Origin of the sequence: Pelosinus sp. sgz500959, from assembly GCF_042610375.1 — a bacterium.
In the GTDB taxonomy this organism is placed as follows: domain Bacteria; phylum Bacillota; class Negativicutes; order DSM-13327; family DSM-13327; genus CTSoil-075.
This window is the reverse complement of record NZ_JBGJZL010000006.1, coordinates 139960-156723: the sequence shown is the minus strand read 5'-3', so window position 1 is coordinate 156723 and position 16764 is coordinate 139960. Positions and strand designations below refer to the sequence as shown.

The 16764-nt window shown below is 39.2% G+C and carries 17 protein-coding genes and 2 other annotated features; of the genes, 16 read left to right on the top strand and 1 reads right to left on the bottom strand.

The window, feature by feature from the left end:
- Window positions 1–101: 101 nt before the first annotated feature.
- The 9 genes from ACAN52_RS11320 to ACAN52_RS11280 all read left to right on the top strand — a co-directional run bounded on the left by ACAN52_RS11320 (window position 102) and on the right by ACAN52_RS11280 (window position 8566).
- On the top strand, window positions 102–917 hold the full coding sequence (locus ACAN52_RS11320) for a methyl-accepting chemotaxis protein (RefSeq protein WP_378954880.1): 816 nt from the start codon (window positions 102–104) through the stop codon (window positions 915–917).
- 224 nt (window positions 918–1141) lie between these two features.
- Window positions 1142–1612 carry a hypothetical protein gene (locus ACAN52_RS11315; protein WP_378954879.1) on the top strand — a complete coding sequence of 157 codons (471 nt, stop codon included), beginning with the start codon at window positions 1142–1144 and terminating at the stop codon, window positions 1610–1612.
- Between the two features lie 149 nt (window positions 1613–1761).
- Entirely contained in the window at window positions 1762–2901 is a 1140-nt protein-coding gene (locus tag ACAN52_RS11310) for an iron-containing alcohol dehydrogenase (protein WP_378954878.1), read from the top strand.
- Window positions 2898–3770: a decaprenyl-phosphate phosphoribosyltransferase gene (locus ACAN52_RS11305; RefSeq protein ID WP_378954877.1), complete on the top strand. Its 873-nt coding sequence runs from the start codon at window positions 2898–2900 to the stop codon at window positions 3768–3770. The genes ACAN52_RS11310 and ACAN52_RS11305 overlap by 4 nt, the downstream gene beginning before the upstream one ends.
- A gap of 35 nt (window positions 3771–3805) precedes the next feature.
- Window positions 3806–4150, top strand: coding sequence for an SMR family transporter (locus ACAN52_RS11300; protein ID WP_378954875.1), 345 nt, complete (start codon window positions 3806–3808; stop codon window positions 4148–4150).
- 11 nt (window positions 4151–4161) lie between these two features.
- Window positions 4162–4575, top strand: coding sequence for a divergent PAP2 family protein (locus tag ACAN52_RS11295; protein WP_378954874.1), 414 nt, complete (start codon window positions 4162–4164; stop codon window positions 4573–4575).
- Between the two features lie 19 nt (window positions 4576–4594).
- Entirely contained in the window at window positions 4595–6289 is a 1695-nt protein-coding gene (locus ACAN52_RS11290; protein WP_378954873.1) for a hypothetical protein, read from the top strand.
- On the top strand, window positions 6282–7838 hold the full coding sequence (locus tag ACAN52_RS11285; protein ID WP_378954872.1) for a DUF4127 family protein: 1557 nt from the start codon (window positions 6282–6284) through the stop codon (window positions 7836–7838). Before ACAN52_RS11290 ends, ACAN52_RS11285 begins: the two co-directional genes overlap by 8 nt.
- Window positions 7839–7984: 146 nt before the next feature.
- Window positions 7985–8566, top strand: coding sequence for a YqaA family protein (locus ACAN52_RS11280; RefSeq protein WP_378954871.1), 582 nt, complete (start codon window positions 7985–7987; stop codon window positions 8564–8566).
- Between the two features lie 39 nt (window positions 8567–8605).
- On the opposite strand, the gene pheA is transcribed toward ACAN52_RS11280, so the two are convergent.
- Window positions 8606–9457 carry a prephenate dehydratase gene (gene pheA, locus ACAN52_RS11275; protein ID WP_378954870.1) on the bottom strand — a complete coding sequence of 284 codons (852 nt, stop codon included), beginning with the start codon at window positions 9455–9457 and terminating at the stop codon, window positions 8606–8608.
- Between the two features lie 75 nt (window positions 9458–9532).
- Window positions 9533–9798: a binding site (T-box leader), on the bottom strand.
- Window positions 9799–9944: 146 nt separating this feature from the next.
- Window positions 9945–10210, top strand: a binding site (T-box leader).
- Between the two features lie 51 nt (window positions 10211–10261).
- On the opposite strand from pheA, the gene trpD reads away from it, so the two are divergent.
- Genes trpD through ACAN52_RS11240 form a run of 7 tightly spaced genes read left to right on the top strand, consistent with a single transcriptional unit; the run spans window position 10262 to window position 16715 of the window.
- On the top strand, window positions 10262–11296 hold the full coding sequence (gene trpD / locus ACAN52_RS11270; protein ID WP_378954869.1) for an anthranilate phosphoribosyltransferase: 1035 nt from the start codon (window positions 10262–10264) through the stop codon (window positions 11294–11296).
- Window positions 11281–11913, top strand: coding sequence for a phosphoribosylanthranilate isomerase (locus ACAN52_RS11265; protein ID WP_378955057.1), 633 nt, complete (start codon window positions 11281–11283; stop codon window positions 11911–11913). Before trpD ends, ACAN52_RS11265 begins: the two co-directional genes overlap by 16 nt.
- Window positions 11907–12698 (top strand): indole-3-glycerol phosphate synthase TrpC, encoded by a 792-nt coding sequence (trpC, locus tag ACAN52_RS11260; protein WP_378954868.1) that lies wholly within the window; start codon window positions 11907–11909, stop codon window positions 12696–12698. The genes ACAN52_RS11265 and trpC overlap by 7 nt, the downstream gene beginning before the upstream one ends.
- Entirely contained in the window at window positions 12691–13884 is a 1194-nt protein-coding gene (gene trpB / locus ACAN52_RS11255; RefSeq protein WP_378954867.1) for a tryptophan synthase subunit beta, read from the top strand. Before trpC ends, trpB begins: the two co-directional genes overlap by 8 nt.
- Window positions 13872–14660, top strand: coding sequence for a tryptophan synthase subunit alpha (trpA, locus tag ACAN52_RS11250; protein ID WP_378954866.1), 789 nt, complete (start codon window positions 13872–13874; stop codon window positions 14658–14660). Before trpB ends, trpA begins: the two co-directional genes overlap by 13 nt.
- Window positions 14661–14665: 5 nt before the next feature.
- Window positions 14666–16153, top strand: coding sequence for an anthranilate synthase component I (gene trpE, locus ACAN52_RS11245; protein ID WP_378955056.1), 1488 nt, complete (start codon window positions 14666–14668; stop codon window positions 16151–16153).
- Entirely contained in the window at window positions 16137–16715 is a 579-nt protein-coding gene (locus tag ACAN52_RS11240; RefSeq protein ID WP_378954865.1) for an anthranilate synthase component II, read from the top strand. Before trpE ends, ACAN52_RS11240 begins: the two co-directional genes overlap by 17 nt.
- The last annotated feature ends 49 nt before the right edge of the window (window positions 16716–16764 follow it).

The window sequence follows — 16764 nt, the reverse complement described above, 5'->3', positions numbered from 1 at the left end:
AAAGAATTGTAATTCGATAGATTTTGCGCTAAATTATAAATAGAATTGATGGTTAAGAAATAAATGGGAAGATATAAAAGATTATAAAGAGGTGCTTTCAGATGGCTATTTTACAAAGTATTATTGATGCAGCTCCTATCTACCAATCAGTATCGGCTTTTGATTCTGCTATCTGGATTTCGAATGCAGATGGAATAATTGTTCATTGCCAAGCGGCGAAAACTTTTGATATGACAATTGGCTTGGGTGAAAAGATTAAAGAGAACGGCTCAATGGATCAGTGTTTAAAAAATGGTAAAGAAATTAGTATGGTTATCCCTAAAGAAATGTATGGCAATTCAGTTAAAGCTATTGCTAAACCAATTTTTGAAAATAATAAGCTAGTAGGTGCTATCGCTGTGGGAACAAGTCTGGCTACACAGGAAACGCTTCATGAGGCTGCAGAGACAATTGCGAGCACATCACAGCAAATAAGTGCCACCAGTCAAGAAGTCGCCGCAACGGCTACACAGTTATCTATAGACCTTGATTCCTTGCGAACAATAAGTAATAATGTGCTTTCTGATATTGTAAAGACAGATGAGATTTTAAAATTTGTCAGCGATATTGCTGCAAGCTCCAATATTTTAGGGCTAAATGCTGCCATTGAGGCTGCAAGAGCTGGAGAGCAGGGGCGCGGCTTTGCAGTCGTTGCCAAGGAAATTCGCAAGATGGCTGATGATAGTACAACAGCGGTTAAAGATATCAAATCTATTCTCCAAACAATTAGGTCCGAAGCCGGAGATATGACCAATACAATTTTATCAACAGCCCAACTTGGTGAACGACAAGCAGCGGCAAGTGAAGAGATTTCTGCTTCTATGCAACAATTTACAGCTGCTGCTATGGATGTGCAAAGGATATCTCAAATAGTTTAGAGTGTAGACCTAATATTGTAGGTGTATAGTATTGGAATTGATCTAATGATAAGGCTGGCATATGCGCCAGCCTTATCATTATTATTAAATAGAAAGTTGTTACCAATTATTACTAGAGCTAAATGTCAGGATAAAGAATGACTAGACAGTCATTCTTTGCTATAATTAAAGAATACATAACAAGTTTATGTTTCTTAATTATAGTAAGAGGGGTGATGTAGTAAGTGTTAAAGAACAAAATGAAAAGTCTGGTGGCCATGAGTTTGTTATTGATTGTGTTACTGATTGCAGGGTGTGGTAGTTCAGGATCAGGACTTCAGCGTATTGCTGGACTTACAACTGAAGGCACTGTAAAAACTTTTTTTGATGCAGCAAAAAACAATCGTATGAATGAAGCAAGTTTATATGTGTCCGCTGCCTCAAAGAATAATATTAATACTGTATTGAAGTTCATGACTGGACAAACAGGGGTTGAAGAAATCAAAAACTCTAATATTTTGTCGATCAAACAAGTGACTCAGCAAGGTAATTATGCCGCAGTTGTCGTGACCATCCAAGAGCAAAATAGTTTTAAAATGACAATTAAACCAGTTGGTTTGGAAAAAGTCAACGGTGAGTGGTATATTATAGATTTTGATCAAATTTATACTGATGCTAAATATAAAGTTCTACAACAATTGTTGGCGAATATATAGAAATGATAAGCTCTGGTAAAGTAGTACAGATTATGTACATACTATGCCAGAGTTCTTTTTTTATCGACAAAATAAAAGTTTTACTTTGCACCACTGGATATTTTTAGTATAGTAATTAATGAGCCAATAAAAGTTAGGAGTTGAATGCGATGCATTTTTCATATTTTATGCCGACAAAAATAATTTTCGGCTGGGGTAAGTTTGAACAAGCATCATCCCATATTGTGAAATTTGGTCAAAAAATCCTGCTTGTTACAGGAAAATATGCGATGAAGAAGCAAGGCTTTACAGATCGATTGATTGCAGATCTGCAAAAGCAAGGTGCTGAAACGGCGTTATTTGCTGGTATGAGTGCGAATCCTTTGACGAAAGAAGTGAATGCATGTGTTGATCAATTTGCCGATTGGCAACCTGATGTTGTCGTAGCTCTGGGCGGTGGTAGTGTAATCGATGGGGCCAAAGGTATTATTTTAGGTTTATCCACTCGTGAGAAGGTAGAACCTTATTTGCTTGGTCAAAAGCCCATTACTCATGTTGATGTACCTTTGATTGCGATTCCGACGACAGCGGGTACAGGATCAGAAACCAATTGGGCGGCGATTTTAACAGATGAAAGCTGTGGGGTAAAAACTAGTTTTCGTCATGAAGGACTTTTTCCTCAGATTGCCATTGTAGATCCTCAATTGACAGTATCCTTAACGTCTGCTATTACCTTAGAGACAGGCTTTGATGTTTTTGCCCATGCGGTGGAAACTTATATTTCAAAAAGTGGATTAAGCCCTCAAATTGAAATGAATTCTTTGGCTGCTATCCAATTAGTTGGTGAATATTTACCACAAGCATTATTAGATGGAAACAATCAGATTGCTCGTACAAAGATGATGTATGGGAGTATGCTCATGGGCTTTAATTTAGCTAATTCCAGTACTTGTCTGCCTCACCGCCTGCAATATCCAATTGGGGTCAAAACCAACACCAGCCATGGATCAGGTTTGATGGTTTTATTTGAAAGTTGGCTGGAACAGACCTATGAATTTTCTCAAGAAAAATTTGATCGCATAGCAAGTGCCTTGGATGGGAAACCTTCTAGCTGTAAAGAGGAATTTATGAGTGCTTATCGGAATTTTATCCGTAGTCTTGGTGTGAACCTTTGCTTAACAGATTTTTCATTAACGAAACAAGATATAGGATATTTAGCGGAGCGTGTTACGGGAAGTCTCGCTAACGATCCAGCAGGACAAGTTCCTGGGATCGTAGAGAAAATTTATAATGGAGCGTTTACTAAATGAGTTGGTATGGTTCAAATCCCTATATTGCTGTGCTGCGTCCCAAACAATGGACTAAAAATTTATTGGTATTTGCAGCCTTGATTTTTTCAATTAAAATAGTGACGGTTGCTATGTGGGGCAAGTGTATTGCTGGTTTTTTATTGTTTTCCTTAGTATCAGGTTGTGTATACATATTGAATGATTATGTCGATCGCGAAGCTGATAGTCGGCATCCTGAGAAAAGGCATCGCCCGATTGCATCAGGGCGACTGCAACCCATACGAGCCTTGGCTTTTGGTTGTATTTTATTGATCTCATCATTTTCTATGGCTTTTATTCTGAATCCTTGGTTTAGCCTGCTACTTTTAGGATACTTTATGATTAATGTAGCATATTCAATGAAATTGAAACATATCGTCATTATTGATATCATGGTTATTGCTTTTGGCTTTGTACTAAGGGCCATTGGTGGTGGGCTAGTCATTGATATTCCTTTTACTCCTTGGTTTTTAATCTGTACTATGTTACTGGCTTTATTTTTAGCTATTAGTAAACGTCGGCATGAATTATATTTGTTAAGTAAAAATAAAGGGGAGCATCGTAAAGTATTAGAACAATATTCTCCTGAGCTTCTTAATCAATTAAATAGTATTGTGACAACTGCTGCTATTATGAGTTATTCATTATTTACCTTTACGTCGGGGCATACTATTCATTTAATGTGGACCATCCCTCTTGTGATGTATGGTATTTTTCGCTATTTATATTTAATTCATATGAAAGGTAAGGGCGGGAGACCAGAAGAAATTTTACTGGAAGATCGTCACATTTTAACCACGGTCATGTTATTTGCAGTGATGGTTGTCGTTGTTTTATACTATTTTGAATAAAGTAGTTTTTGCAGAATTAGAAAGGCGGTAGAACTATGAAAGATTTAGTGTTTATACTTATCTCAGTATTTATTGGTGCAATTGGACAAATTGCTTTTAAATATGGTGCGCTGCAAATGGCTGCCCAACCAGGAAATACATTACTCGAGAAAATTAAATGGCCCATCGTACTCGGGCTGTTTTTATACGGTATTAGTACAATTTTATGGATTATTGCCTTAAAAAAAGTTGAGCTGAGTTATGCGTATCCGATGATCAGTTTAGGCTATGTACTTGTATTTATTGCCTCTTATTTTCTATTTAATGAACCTATTGGCTGGCTCAGAATCGGCGGAATTTTATTTATTATGGCGGGCATTGTGCTTGTTGCTAAATCCTAGGAGGCTCGAACGTGGTTTATAAATATGCTCTAATGCCTATTGTTGCATGGTTTGCGGCAGGTACGTTAAAGTTTATGGTTAATTATATTCGTTTTCAAAAACAGGCTGTCAATTTAATTGGTAATGGTGGTTTTCCTAGTACTCACAGTACGATTATGAGCAGTACAGTCTTTTTAATTGGGCTATCAGAAGGTCTTTCTTCGCCAATTTTTGGCCTAGGTGTGGCAGTGCTCATGATAACAGTCATTGATGCTTTAGGCATTAGGCGTGCAGTGGGAAAACAAGCAAAAGCCATCAATCGTTATATGGTGTCAGGGCAGCATAGTGAACCAGTCTTGCGAGAACGTCAAGGGCACAGTCCTGTTGAAGTATTGGGCGGTCTTAGTTTAGGTTTGTTGCTAGCTTATCTCTTTCATCAGATATAAGTTGGCTCGGAGGTGATGTATGTTAGCTGTTTTTAGTTTAATATCAGGGTCAATTTTATTATCCTTGATGTTTTTTATGCTTCTCTTTGCAAGTTTGGGATTTGTTGTGGGAATGCCAATTACAACGGTAACTATTTGGTTATCCCTCGTATGTACCCTTGTCTATGGTTTTATGGTGACAAAGTTTTATTTTAAGCAAGAGACTTGGCAACTATTTGCCAAGTTATGTTTGTTAATAACACTCTCATTCCTTAGTTTTATGTATATCAGTGGATTATTTTATGACATATCTTATGACGGTCAAGTTTATCATCAAGAGGCCGTGGGGCAGTTAGCTCATGGTTGGAATCCTTTTCAAGATTATTTGACCAAAGATCGATCTCACTCAGCAGTATTGTTAAACCATTATGCTAAAGGACCTTGGATTTATGAAGCGGTCTTGTATTCTGCTACTGGGCAGATCGAACAAAGTAAAGTATTTAATTTTTTATTGATCATAATTTCCTTCTTATTGACCCTGTCGAGTATGAAACAATGCCACAGATTTAGTGTGAAGCAAGCTGTAATCTTCAGTTTGCTGATGGCATTAAACCCTATTAGTATTTATCAAGCATTGAGTTTTTATATTGATGGTCAGTTGGCGTCTTTGTTGCTATGTTTAGTAGCATTATCCTATCGACTGATCACTCAATATGATCGAGTGATTGTTTGTAGTTTTATCATGAGTATTGCCTTGACCGTCAACATAAAATTCACTGGTGTTGTATATGTGATTGCTTGTGTTGGGCTGGCTGGGGGTTGGCTGTGGTTACTTAAGAAAAAACATTTGTATGCAAATCTTGCAAAAACATCGATCATTGGCTTGTTTATTGGCATTTGTGTGATTGGGTATAATCCTTATGTTACGAATATTGTATATTATGGGCATCCCTTTTACCCTTTATATGGAGCAGGACCAAAGACCATGGATATTATGACAAGTAATTCCCCACAAGGGTTTATGCAGATGAACTCCCTAGAAAAACTATATGTTGCTTCTTTTTCCATGTCTACGAATAATTTTGACAGGGAAGAGCCAGTCCTTAAAATACCTTTTACAGTTAGGCCCCAAGAATTTAAACCTTTTGTCTATGGAGCTGATATTCGTATTGGGGGATTTGGTCCTTGGTTTAGTGGCATGTTGCTTCTTGCAGGATTGACTTTGCTATTAATTCTTATATTTCCTACTAAAGATGGATTATATGGGATTGGCCTAGTCGTCAGTATTATGATTTCCGTATTGATTAACCCTGAATCTTGGTGGGCCCGCTATGTACCACAATTTTGGTTAATGCCAATTAGTATAGCCGCAGTTGCTGCAACTGAAGCAAAGAAAGTCATTCGCTATCTAGGGGTAACTCTCACAGGAGCAGTTATCATTAATCTGGCTCTCATTACCTATCCTTATATTTTAGGTAATTACTATTGCACCCAGTCTCTTGATCATCAGTTACAAGAAATAGCAAAGAGAGGTGAAACAATACAAGTATGTTTTGGTGATTTTACCTCAAATTATGCACGATTTGCGAAATGGGGTATTGATTATGTTGATGCGAGAGATGACATTGCCGACATCAACATAGAAGAGATTCGGTATAAGTATTTGACAGCAGTATTTCAAGAACCACTCTTGTCAGATATCTTTGTCGATGAAAGGATGGATAAACATGAATAATAAAAGAAAAATATTTTTAATGGTTTTTTTACTCTTTCTGGTAAGCAATACTCTTGGTTATGCACAGAGTATTATGTATGTCCCTTTTGATAATCGCCCTGTTAGCCTTGATTATATGGTAGATACTGTAGAAAAAGGTGGATTTGAGATCCTTGTACCTCCTGAGGAATATTTGGCAAATCGTACTCAAAATGCCAATCCAGAACTTTTATGGAAATGGGTATTTGCTCATGCAAATGAAGTTGATTCGATTGTAGTATCATCCGATGCTCTTATTTATGGAGGATTAGTTGCATCTCGCACTCATGACTTACCTGAATATACTCTTTCGAAAAGAATTAAAAACTTTCAAAAGCTAAAGGAATTAAACTCAAGTGTGCGCATTTATGTATTTAGCACGATTATGCGAAGTCCTCATGCATCTAGTGGTGGGGTAGAACCGCTATATTATGAAACATATGGACCAGACATCTTTCAAATTACTGCATTAAAAGATAAGCAGGAAGTGAAAGGCCTAACAAAATTAGAAGAACAAGATCTTAAAAATTCCATTTCGATCGTTCCTCAAGATGTAATGGATGATTGGCTGTTGCGACGAGGGAAAAATTTTAAAGTCAATGCTGAGTTAATTGATGAAGTGAAAAAAAATACCTTTTCTTATTTGCTCCTTGGTCGTGATGATGCTTCACCTTACTCTCGGTCACACCAAGAATATCGTTGGTTAGAGAAAAATACGGTAGGATTACCTGCTAGTAAATTTTTATCTTTTCCAGGTGCTGATCAATTAGGTCTGGTGATGCTAGCGCGCGCAGCGAATGATTTAAGGGTTAAAATACCATCTATTGCGGTAAAATATACCCAAGGTGCTGGGGAAAAGACCATTCCTTCTTATGAAGATACTGCAATTGGTAGAACGGTCCGAAATCATATTATTGCAGCTGGTGGAATGCCCTTATTATTCGATGGCCCAGCAGATATCATCCTTGCCATTAATACACCTGTTGACGGTTGGACGCGAGAAGCAGGGGGAGGGGATAATCCTCAAGAAGCCAGCCCAGAAACGTATCTCTTTGTTAAGCAAATACAATCGTATTTGCGCGCTAATAAAAAAGTAGCAGTTGCTGATATTGCCTTTGCCAATGGATCTGATAATTCGTTTATGAACGAGATGACAAAATATAAACTCATTCCAAAGCTAGAATCTTATTCTGGATGGAATACAGCAAGTAATACGGTAGGATATACCATTGGGCAGGCTATCTTTGCCCAAAATATGACAACTAAAAATAAAGATTCGTTAATGGCGGTTCGTTTGCTGGATGAGTGGGCTTATCAAGCCAATATACGCACTACATTGCGCAATGATATTTTGCTCCCTCAAGGTTATAGTGATGTACAGCTGAATGAAATGACTCCTCAATTAATCACTGAAACGGAAAAACAAATGAATGTATTTAAAGAGCAAAATTTATCATGGTTTCCAATAGCTAAAATACATGTTTCTTTTCCTTGGAATCGATTATTTGAAGTTGGAATCAAATTACAATAAATAATTTGCAATGATTTAATTTCTGCCAATTTTTATTGATCATGACGTATGTAATGTATCCCTATTGCTACATTGTTATATACATTCTAGGGGCAAGTAGTATATAATGTTCGAAGGACATTGAAGTTTAGCAATGAGGTGTAATAATGGAACCAGTTATACTATTCTTTCAAAACTATGGTGTAGTGGGGTTATTTGTTGTTTCATTTATTGAATCATTTATTTCCCCAATTTTACCTGATTTATTATTAATTCCTATGGCTTTATCAGCTCCAGAACAGGCTATTTATTATTCAGTCATTGCCACAACAGCATCAGTGCTAGGTGGGATTATTGGGTATTTTATTGGTAACAGACTCGGTCTTCCTGTTTTGCAAAAATATGCACCTGCCAAGCATATTGATACCATTCATAATTGGCTAGAGAAGTATGGTGGATGGGCGATCTTTTTTGCTGCCATGGCACCTATTCCGTATAAATTCGTGAGCATTAGTGCTGGTGTCTTTCGCGTTAATATGGTTGTATTTTTATTAGCATCTGCGATTGGTCGAGGCAAGCGATTTTTGCTAGAAGGAATTTTGATCTTTTATTATGGTCCCCAAGCAGTCGAATTGATCAAACGTTATTCCAATAATTTTATCATTGGATTCATAGCTGTAGCTGTGATTGTAGGTATTGTAATCGTAGCTATGAAAATGAGAAAAAAGCCTGTAAAGGGTGTAAGCTAAATAAAGTAAAAAAAGACTTGGCGTCAGCCAAGTCTTTTTTTATGCCTTAACTTTACACACAAGATAAGAACCAAGATTTTTAAACCAAAGACTTTTATTTTCGAGAGCGTTGATAGCGTTTTGGACATTTGTTTGTGCTATGCTGCCTTCCATATCCATGAAAAAAATATATTCGCCGAGTTCAGTACGAGCGGGGCGAGATTCAATGCGAACAAGATTTACATGAAAACTGGCCAATTCTTGTAAGAGATGATAAAGGCTGCCCGGTTTATCACCTTTGATTTTACAAACAATGGATGTTTTCCAGTTCCCTTCTTTGTAGGCTTCAGGTTCATTACTCAATACAACAAAACGTGTACAGTTATGTGGATGATCTTGGATATCAGCTGCTACAACATTCATATTATAAAGTTTACTAGCGTTCATATTGGCGATGGCTGCATAGTTTTTTGCGCCACTAGCCACGATGCGGACTGCTTCGACCGTACTGACGACTGCTTCAAGCTTGGCATGAGGATAATGCTTGGCAAGATAATGTCGGCATTGGGCGAGGGGTTGTGCATGAGAAACAATGGTGTGAATCTCTTGGTCATCAAAAGATTTTGTCAATAGATGATTGTGGATTGGCCAGACTATTTCTTTGGTAATAAATAAATTGACTTCATGAGCTAAGGTATCGAGAGTAATATTAATTGAACCTTCCAAGGAGTTTTCAATGGGGACGATGGATTCTGTAATTGCACCATTTGCCGTAGCGCGAATACAGGAATCGATGGTTGCATATGATTGGAAGTCCCATTGATCTTTAGGATAATAGTGAGAACAAACATCTTCACTATGTGTACCTTGGGGACCTAGATAGCCAACAATTTTACTATTATTTTTATTCATTGTTTCACGTCCTCATATAAGGTATTTTCAAATCATTTTCTTTTAAATAGGGAAAAATAAAAAACTTCTCATCCCTTAAAGGACGAGAAGTCGTTCTCGTGTTACCACCTTTATGCTTTGCTGCGAGCAAAACATGATTATAAAGTACGGGCATATAGCAGCCGATACTTTCCTTCGCATAACGGTAAAGGATCCGGCACCACCTACCATCTAGAAACACTAGATTTCAGCATGCAACTCCAAGGTGAACTTCACGATCGATCCTGTATCGGGATTCCAGCAATTACCCAATTCTCTGTGACTAGGATGTGATCCTTACTTTTCCTTTTCATCGTCTTTATGATTTCAATTATTAATGGCAAGTTTAACATGAAATCGTTCACTATTCAAGAGTTATTTGAAATATAGAAGAACATGCGAATAAAGTGTAAAAACATGTTGACTACTAAAAGACATTTGTGTTAAAATAATCGTAATTCAATCGGAATAAATAGCAATGAGCAGGACGAGTAAATATGCAAACTCTAGTTCAGCGAGTCGGTGACTGGGTAACCAGAGGTGTGATGACCGACCTATAGAACATATTGAATGGACCTGTGAGCTGTCCCCCCAACGCCTTTTGGCAAGTAGGTCGGATCGGTTGCCACCGTTAACAGGCTAGGGTATCGGACTTTGTCGTCCCGTACTTGAATTGAGATAGAGAGCAGTGGCTTTCTGAATTAGGGTGGTATCGCGAACCATTTCGCCCCTTTATAGGGTGGAATGGTTCTTTTTTTATATTTAAAAACAAAGAGGAGGATGGCCATGTTAAAGAACTTTATTAACCAAGTCATTGTTGGTGAAAATTTATCTCAAAGTCAGGCCCAGGAGGCAATGCAGGTCATCATGTCAGGTCAAGCTGGCGATGTTCAGATTAGCGCTTTGCTGACTGCTTTGCGAATAAAAGGGGAAACAAGTAGCGAAATTGCTGGTTTTGCCCAAACAATGCGAGATTACGCAGTGAAAATTGATTGTGATGGAAAAGAACTCATTGATACGTGCGGCACAGGCGGAGATAAAAAAGGTACTTTCAATGTTTCGACAACAGTCGCTTTTGTCGTGGCAGGTGCGGGCCTGACAGTAGCGAAACATGGTAATAGCGGTGTATCAAGTTCTTGTGGAAGTGCTGATGTGCTCAGTGCTTTAGGCATTCATGTAAACTTGCCGCCAGAAGCTGTAGGAACAATGATTAAGGAGTTAAATATCGGTTTTTTATATGCTCCTAGTTTTCATAAAGCCATGAAGTATGCAGCTAAACCTCGCAAGGAATTAGGATTTCGTACAATCTTTAATTTACTAGGACCATTAACTAACCCTGCTAATGCGAACTGTCAATTGATTGGTGTATATGACCCTGTATTAACGCAAACAATTGGCAAAGCATTGCAGGAACTTGGGGTACGACGGGCCATGGTTGTACACAGCTTTGATGGTATGGATGAAATATCGACACTAGCGCCCACACAAGTGACTGAAGTGCGCGATGCCGAAATACGGTCTTATATCATTGAACCTGCTGACTATGGCTTCAATAGTGGTGTGCCAGAAGATTATCTTGGGGGTACACCGGAGGATAATGCTGAAATTATTATCGAAATTTTAAAAGGTCAAAAGGGAGCAAAACGAGATATTGTATTGATGAATGCTGCTGCTGCCTTACTTGTTGCTGATAAGGCCGCGACCTTAGAAGAAGGATTGACAATTGCCGCTGCTAGTATCGATAGTGGTGCTGCTCTTGCTAAATTAGAAGGGCTACGTAGTGCAAGTCAACGTTATAAGGAGGAATTCTCATTATCATAAAAATTTGTGGTATTAAGTCTTTAGATGCTGCACAAGCAGCCAAAGATTATAGTGCTGATTTAATTGGTTTTGTTTTTGCTGAGAGTCGTCGGCGTATTGAAGTTCCAGCCGCTGAAAAAATTGCAAGTCAAATGACTGGTATTGGTAAAGTTGGGGTATTTGTAAATGCACCCTTACCTGAGGTCCAAGAAATTGCTAAACGTTGTAAACTGGATTATGTACAATTGCATGGTAATGAGTCACCAGAATATTGCCGATTGGTTAACTATCCCGTCATTAAGGCTGTACGAGTCGGAGTCGATTTCGATCCATTGAAGCTTGAAGAGTATCATGTTGATTGGATACTACTTGATAGTTTTGTGCCAGGACAACAAGGGGGAACGGGGATTACTTTTGACTGGAAGAAGGCTCAATTAGAAAGACAGCAGGTGAAAATACCGCTGTTTGTGGCTGGTGGACTGACAGCAGAAAATGTGGAAGAGGCCGTAAGAATTCTTTCTCCTGAAGGTATTGATGTATCTGGTGGAGTGGAGACTGATGGTATAAAAGATCTTGAAAAAATACGGCAGTTCTTAATTGCTGCTCGTCGAGCAAAGGGTGGTATAAATTTATGTTAAATAAAATTACAGAAAAAAAACGCGAGGCAGTGAAAATCGCCAAAGAAGAACGACCACTCGCTCGTTTATTAAAAAATATAATGCCAGGTAGTTTTGCCTTTAGTAAGGCCATTAAACAATCAGACTGGGCGCTTATTGCTGAATGTAAATTGGTTTCACCAGCTAAAGGGCAATTATGCACTGATTATTCAGTGACAGAACTTGCACAGCTCTATACAAAAAGTGGTGCAACAGCTTTGTCAGTCCATACGGACACTCATTTTTCTGGTCAGCTAGAAGATATCGCGGCTGTGCGAGCCGTGACTTCTTTACCAATTTTACGCAAGGATTTTATTATTGATGAGTATCAGATTTATGAGTCTAGAGTGGCAGGGGCTGATGCCATACTCTTAATTGTTCATATCTTATCTGATGAGCAATTGAAAGAATATATTAGCATTGCTCATGGGCTTGGTATGGATTGCTTAGTTGAAGTTCATACTCTGGAAGAATTAGAGCGGGCGCAACAAACTGTAGCAACATTGATGGGCATTAACAACCGGAACTTAGAAACATTTATTACTGATGTACAAAATACTTTTGACTTATTGCCATATTGTGATAAACGTCGCATTGTGATTAGTGAGAGTGGTGTGAGTACAGGAGATGAAGCTTATCGCTTAGAGCAGGCAGGAGTGCGAGGAATATTGGTTGGTGAAGGATTGGTAAAGGCCACTGATATTGGGAGTAAGACTCGAGAATTATCAAAATTAAATCAGATAAATGGAGGAAGAGCACATGCCTAATAAAAATGGACGTTTTGGTGATTATGGCGGTCGTTTTGTTCCTGAAACGGTTATGCCTGCTTTGTTAGAATTAGAAGAAGCCTATAACCGCTTAAAAGTCGATGAAGATTTTCAAAAAGAAGTGTCTTTTTATTTTCGGGAATATGCAGGTCGTCCTACGCGGTTATATTTTGCTGAAAATCTCACAAAACATTATGGCCGAGGTAAAATTTATTTAAAACGTGAAGATTTACTTCATACAGGAGCTCATAAAATTAACAATGCTTTAGGGCAAGCCTTGCTGGCGCGTCGTATGGGCAAGACTCGTATTGTTGCTGAGACGGGTGCTGGGCAGCATGGTGTAGCTTGTGCAACCGTTGCGGCACTATTTGGTTTAGAATGCTGTGTATTCATGGGTGAAGAAGATATTGAACGGCAAGCTCTGAATGTTTTCCGTATGAAACTCCTAGGAACAAAGGTTATACCAGTAACCAGCGGTACAGGGACTTTAAAAGATGCAACGAGTGAGGCGATTCGGTACTGGGTTACTCATGTAGAAGACACTCATTATATTATTGGTTCTGTCGTTGGTCCTCACCCTTACCCAATGATGGTCAGAGATTTTCAAGCAGTCATTGGCCAAGAGGTAGAGGCGCAAATACAAGAAATCTCAGGTTGTAAGTTGACTCATATTCTTGCTTGTGTAGGTGGCGGCAGTAATGCTATGGGGATTTTCTATCAATTCCGTGATCAAAAAGACATTATTAAAATCGGAATTGAGGCGGCAGGTAAAGGACTCGATACTCCAGATCATGCTGCATCTTTGACTCTTGGCCGACCTGGTGTATTACACGGCTCTTTAAGCTATTTACTGCAGGATGAGGATGGGCAAGTCATTCCTCCTTACTCCATATCCGCAGGGCTCGATTACCCTGGTATTGGCGCTGAACATTCTTTTTTTAAAGATACGGGTGTAGTGCAGTATATGGCGATTACAGATGATGAAGCCTTAGCAGCTTTTCAACGGTTAGCGCAAATCGAAGGAATTATTCCAGCCCTTGAAAGCTCTCATGCTTTAGCTTATTTAGAAAAATTGATGCCTGAAACAAAAAGCGATGATGTCGTCGTCGTATGCTTATCAGGCCGTGGTGATAAAGATGTGCAGATGGTAGCAAAGGTATTGGAGGGAACGACATGTCACGTATAGCAGAAAAATTTAAAGAGTTAAAAACCACTGGGCGCAAAGGCTTTATTGCCTATCTAACTGCTGGTTATCCAGATTTAGCAGGTACATTACAGGCTGTTCATGTTCTTGAAGCGGCAGGCGCTGATGTGATCGAGCTTGGTATTCCTTTTTCTGATCCTTTAGCTGATGGTCCAGTGATTCAAAAGGCTGCCACCTTGGCGCTGCAAGCTGGGACGACAACACCAAAAATATTGCAACTCGTACGCACAATTCGGCAAACGTCTCAGATTCCCTTAGTGATTATGACCTATATTAATTCTATCTTAAATGTGGGCGTAGAAAAATTTGTTCGCTCTTTTGCCGACGCAGGTTTGGATGGAATTATTGTACCTGATTTGCCTCTAGAAGAGTCTGAGTTACTTGCTAGGCATTGCCAAGAAGCAGGAATTGATTTAATTCAGCTCGTTGCACCGACAACGACTGCAGAGCGTTTAACAGCCATTTGCCAAAAAGTTCAAGGGTTTGTATATTGTGTTTCGAGTGTCGGCGTAACAGGAGTACGAGAAGTTGATTACTCTCAAATTAGTGCTGTAATCGATACAGTGCGCTCTGAGACCGATGTACCTTTAGCCATTGGTTTTGGTATAGGGAGTGCGCAGGGAGCAAAACAAGCGGCGAAATATGCGGATGCAGTGATTGTAGGAAGTGCGATTATGCAGCGATTTATGGATGAAGGAATTGATTCGATTGATACCTTTGCTACATCAATTCGGCGCGCTTTGGATGAAGGAGTGTGAAGATCGTGAGAGCCTATCCAGAGAAAGACGAATTTTGTAAACTGGCGGAAAAACACAACATTCTTCCAGTATATACAGAATTACTAACTGATATGGAAACACCTGTATCTTTATACTATAAACTTGTGGGCGATGAAGTTGGTTTTATTTTAGAGAGTGCGGAAACCAATAAAACCTTTGGGCGCTACTCTTTTATTGGTGCTGCTCCTTTTGCAACCGTGACAGCAAGGCAGGAGTATTCAGAAATTAAGTCAGGGAAAAAAACTGTGAAGGTAGAAGGTTCGCCGACAACTGTACTGCGCGATTTTATGCAGACCTTCTCTTTTCCTGATTTACCAGGCTTGCCACCTTTTACTGGAGGGGGAGTTGGATACTTTGCTTATGAATCAGTTGCCACTTGGGAACGAATACGAGGCATGCAAACACCTGAAGAGACGGTTTTATCAGAATTACTATTTTGCCAAGTGATCGTCGTCATGGATCATTTGACTCATTCCATCAAACTCATGTATTTGGCTCGCGTTGAACCAGGTAAGGCTGTCGATGAAATTTATGATAAAACGGTTGCAGAGCTGAAAGAATGGATAAAAAAACTTAGGCAACCTGCAGTCTATCCTCAAGATAATATGGCGATGCCAAGGCAAGGGGAAAGTTTACCTATTGATGAGATCGCTCAGGAAAAGTTTACCTCAATCGTCGAAAAAGCCAAGGAGCATATCTTGGCCGGGGATATTTTTCAAGTTGTGTTATCTCAGCAATTTCGAAGTAAACTGAAGAAACATCCTTTTTCCTTATATCGTCGTTTACGCCAAGTAAACCCATCTCCTTATATGTTTTATATTAATTTTGGTGAACGCAAGCTTGTTGGTGCATCACCAGAAATGCTCGTTAAATTATCAGGTGAAGAAGTATTGACTTATCCCATTGCTGGTACTCGTCCACGGGGAAAAGATGGAGAGGAAGATGCTTTGTTAGCAGCAGAATTGTTAGCAGATACGAAAGAAAAAGCTGAGCATGCCATGCTCGTTGATCTAGGACGTAATGATATTGGCCGCATTAGTTTGCCTGGTACAGTGCAGGTGCGCCGGATGATGGAAATTGAAAAGTTTTCCCATGTGATGCATATGGTATCTGAAGTGGCAGGTCGTATTCATCCGAAGTTTAAAGCAGTCGATGTATTATCTGCTTGTTTTCCAGCAGGGACAGTGAGTGGTGCACCAAAAGCACGTGCGATGGAAATCATTCATGACCTTGAAAACTTGCAGCGTGGTCCTTATGCAGGCGCTGTAGGATATTTGGACTTTAAGGGAAATATGGATACTTGTATTACAATACGAACGATGGTCATTGATGGTGATGAGGTTGTCATACAGACTGGGGCTGGTATTGTTGCTGATTCAGTACCAGAAAAAGAATACCTAGAAGTATTACAAAAAGCCAAGGTATTATTCCAAGTGATAGGGGAGGATGATGAGGATGATCATACTCATTGATAATTATGATTCTTTTACCTATAATGTGTACCAATACGTTGCCAATCTTGGGTATGAAGTGTTTGTTGTACGCAACGACCAGATTACCTTAGAAGAGATTGAAGCGGGTGGGTATGAAGCAATCATTATCTCCCCAGGGCCTGGTACACCAGCAGATTCTGGTATTACGAAAGATGTGATTGGGCATTTTGCAGGGAAACTCCCTATCTTCGGAATCTGTCTTGGTCTCCAAGCCATTGGGGAAGTTTTTGGTGGGCAAGTTTTGCGAGCGCCTGAACCAGTACATGGTAAAGTGTCTTTCATTCAGCATGATGGTACAGGAATCTATCAAGGGGTTTCGCCTAATTTTGCTGCTGGACGTTATCATTCTCTCATTATCGATCGTGAAAGTTTACCAGATTGCTTAGAGATTACTTCCACATCTGTTGATGGGCTAATTATGGGGCTTAAACATCGAGACTACAATATTGAAGGGGTACAATTTCACCCAGAGTCTATTTTGACACCTGAAGGTTTGAAACTATTGGAAAATTTTTTGGGCGGAAAAGGGTCAGCGATATAAGTTGCATTAGAAAACATAAGACACTCCCATTCAGTAAATAACTGCTTAC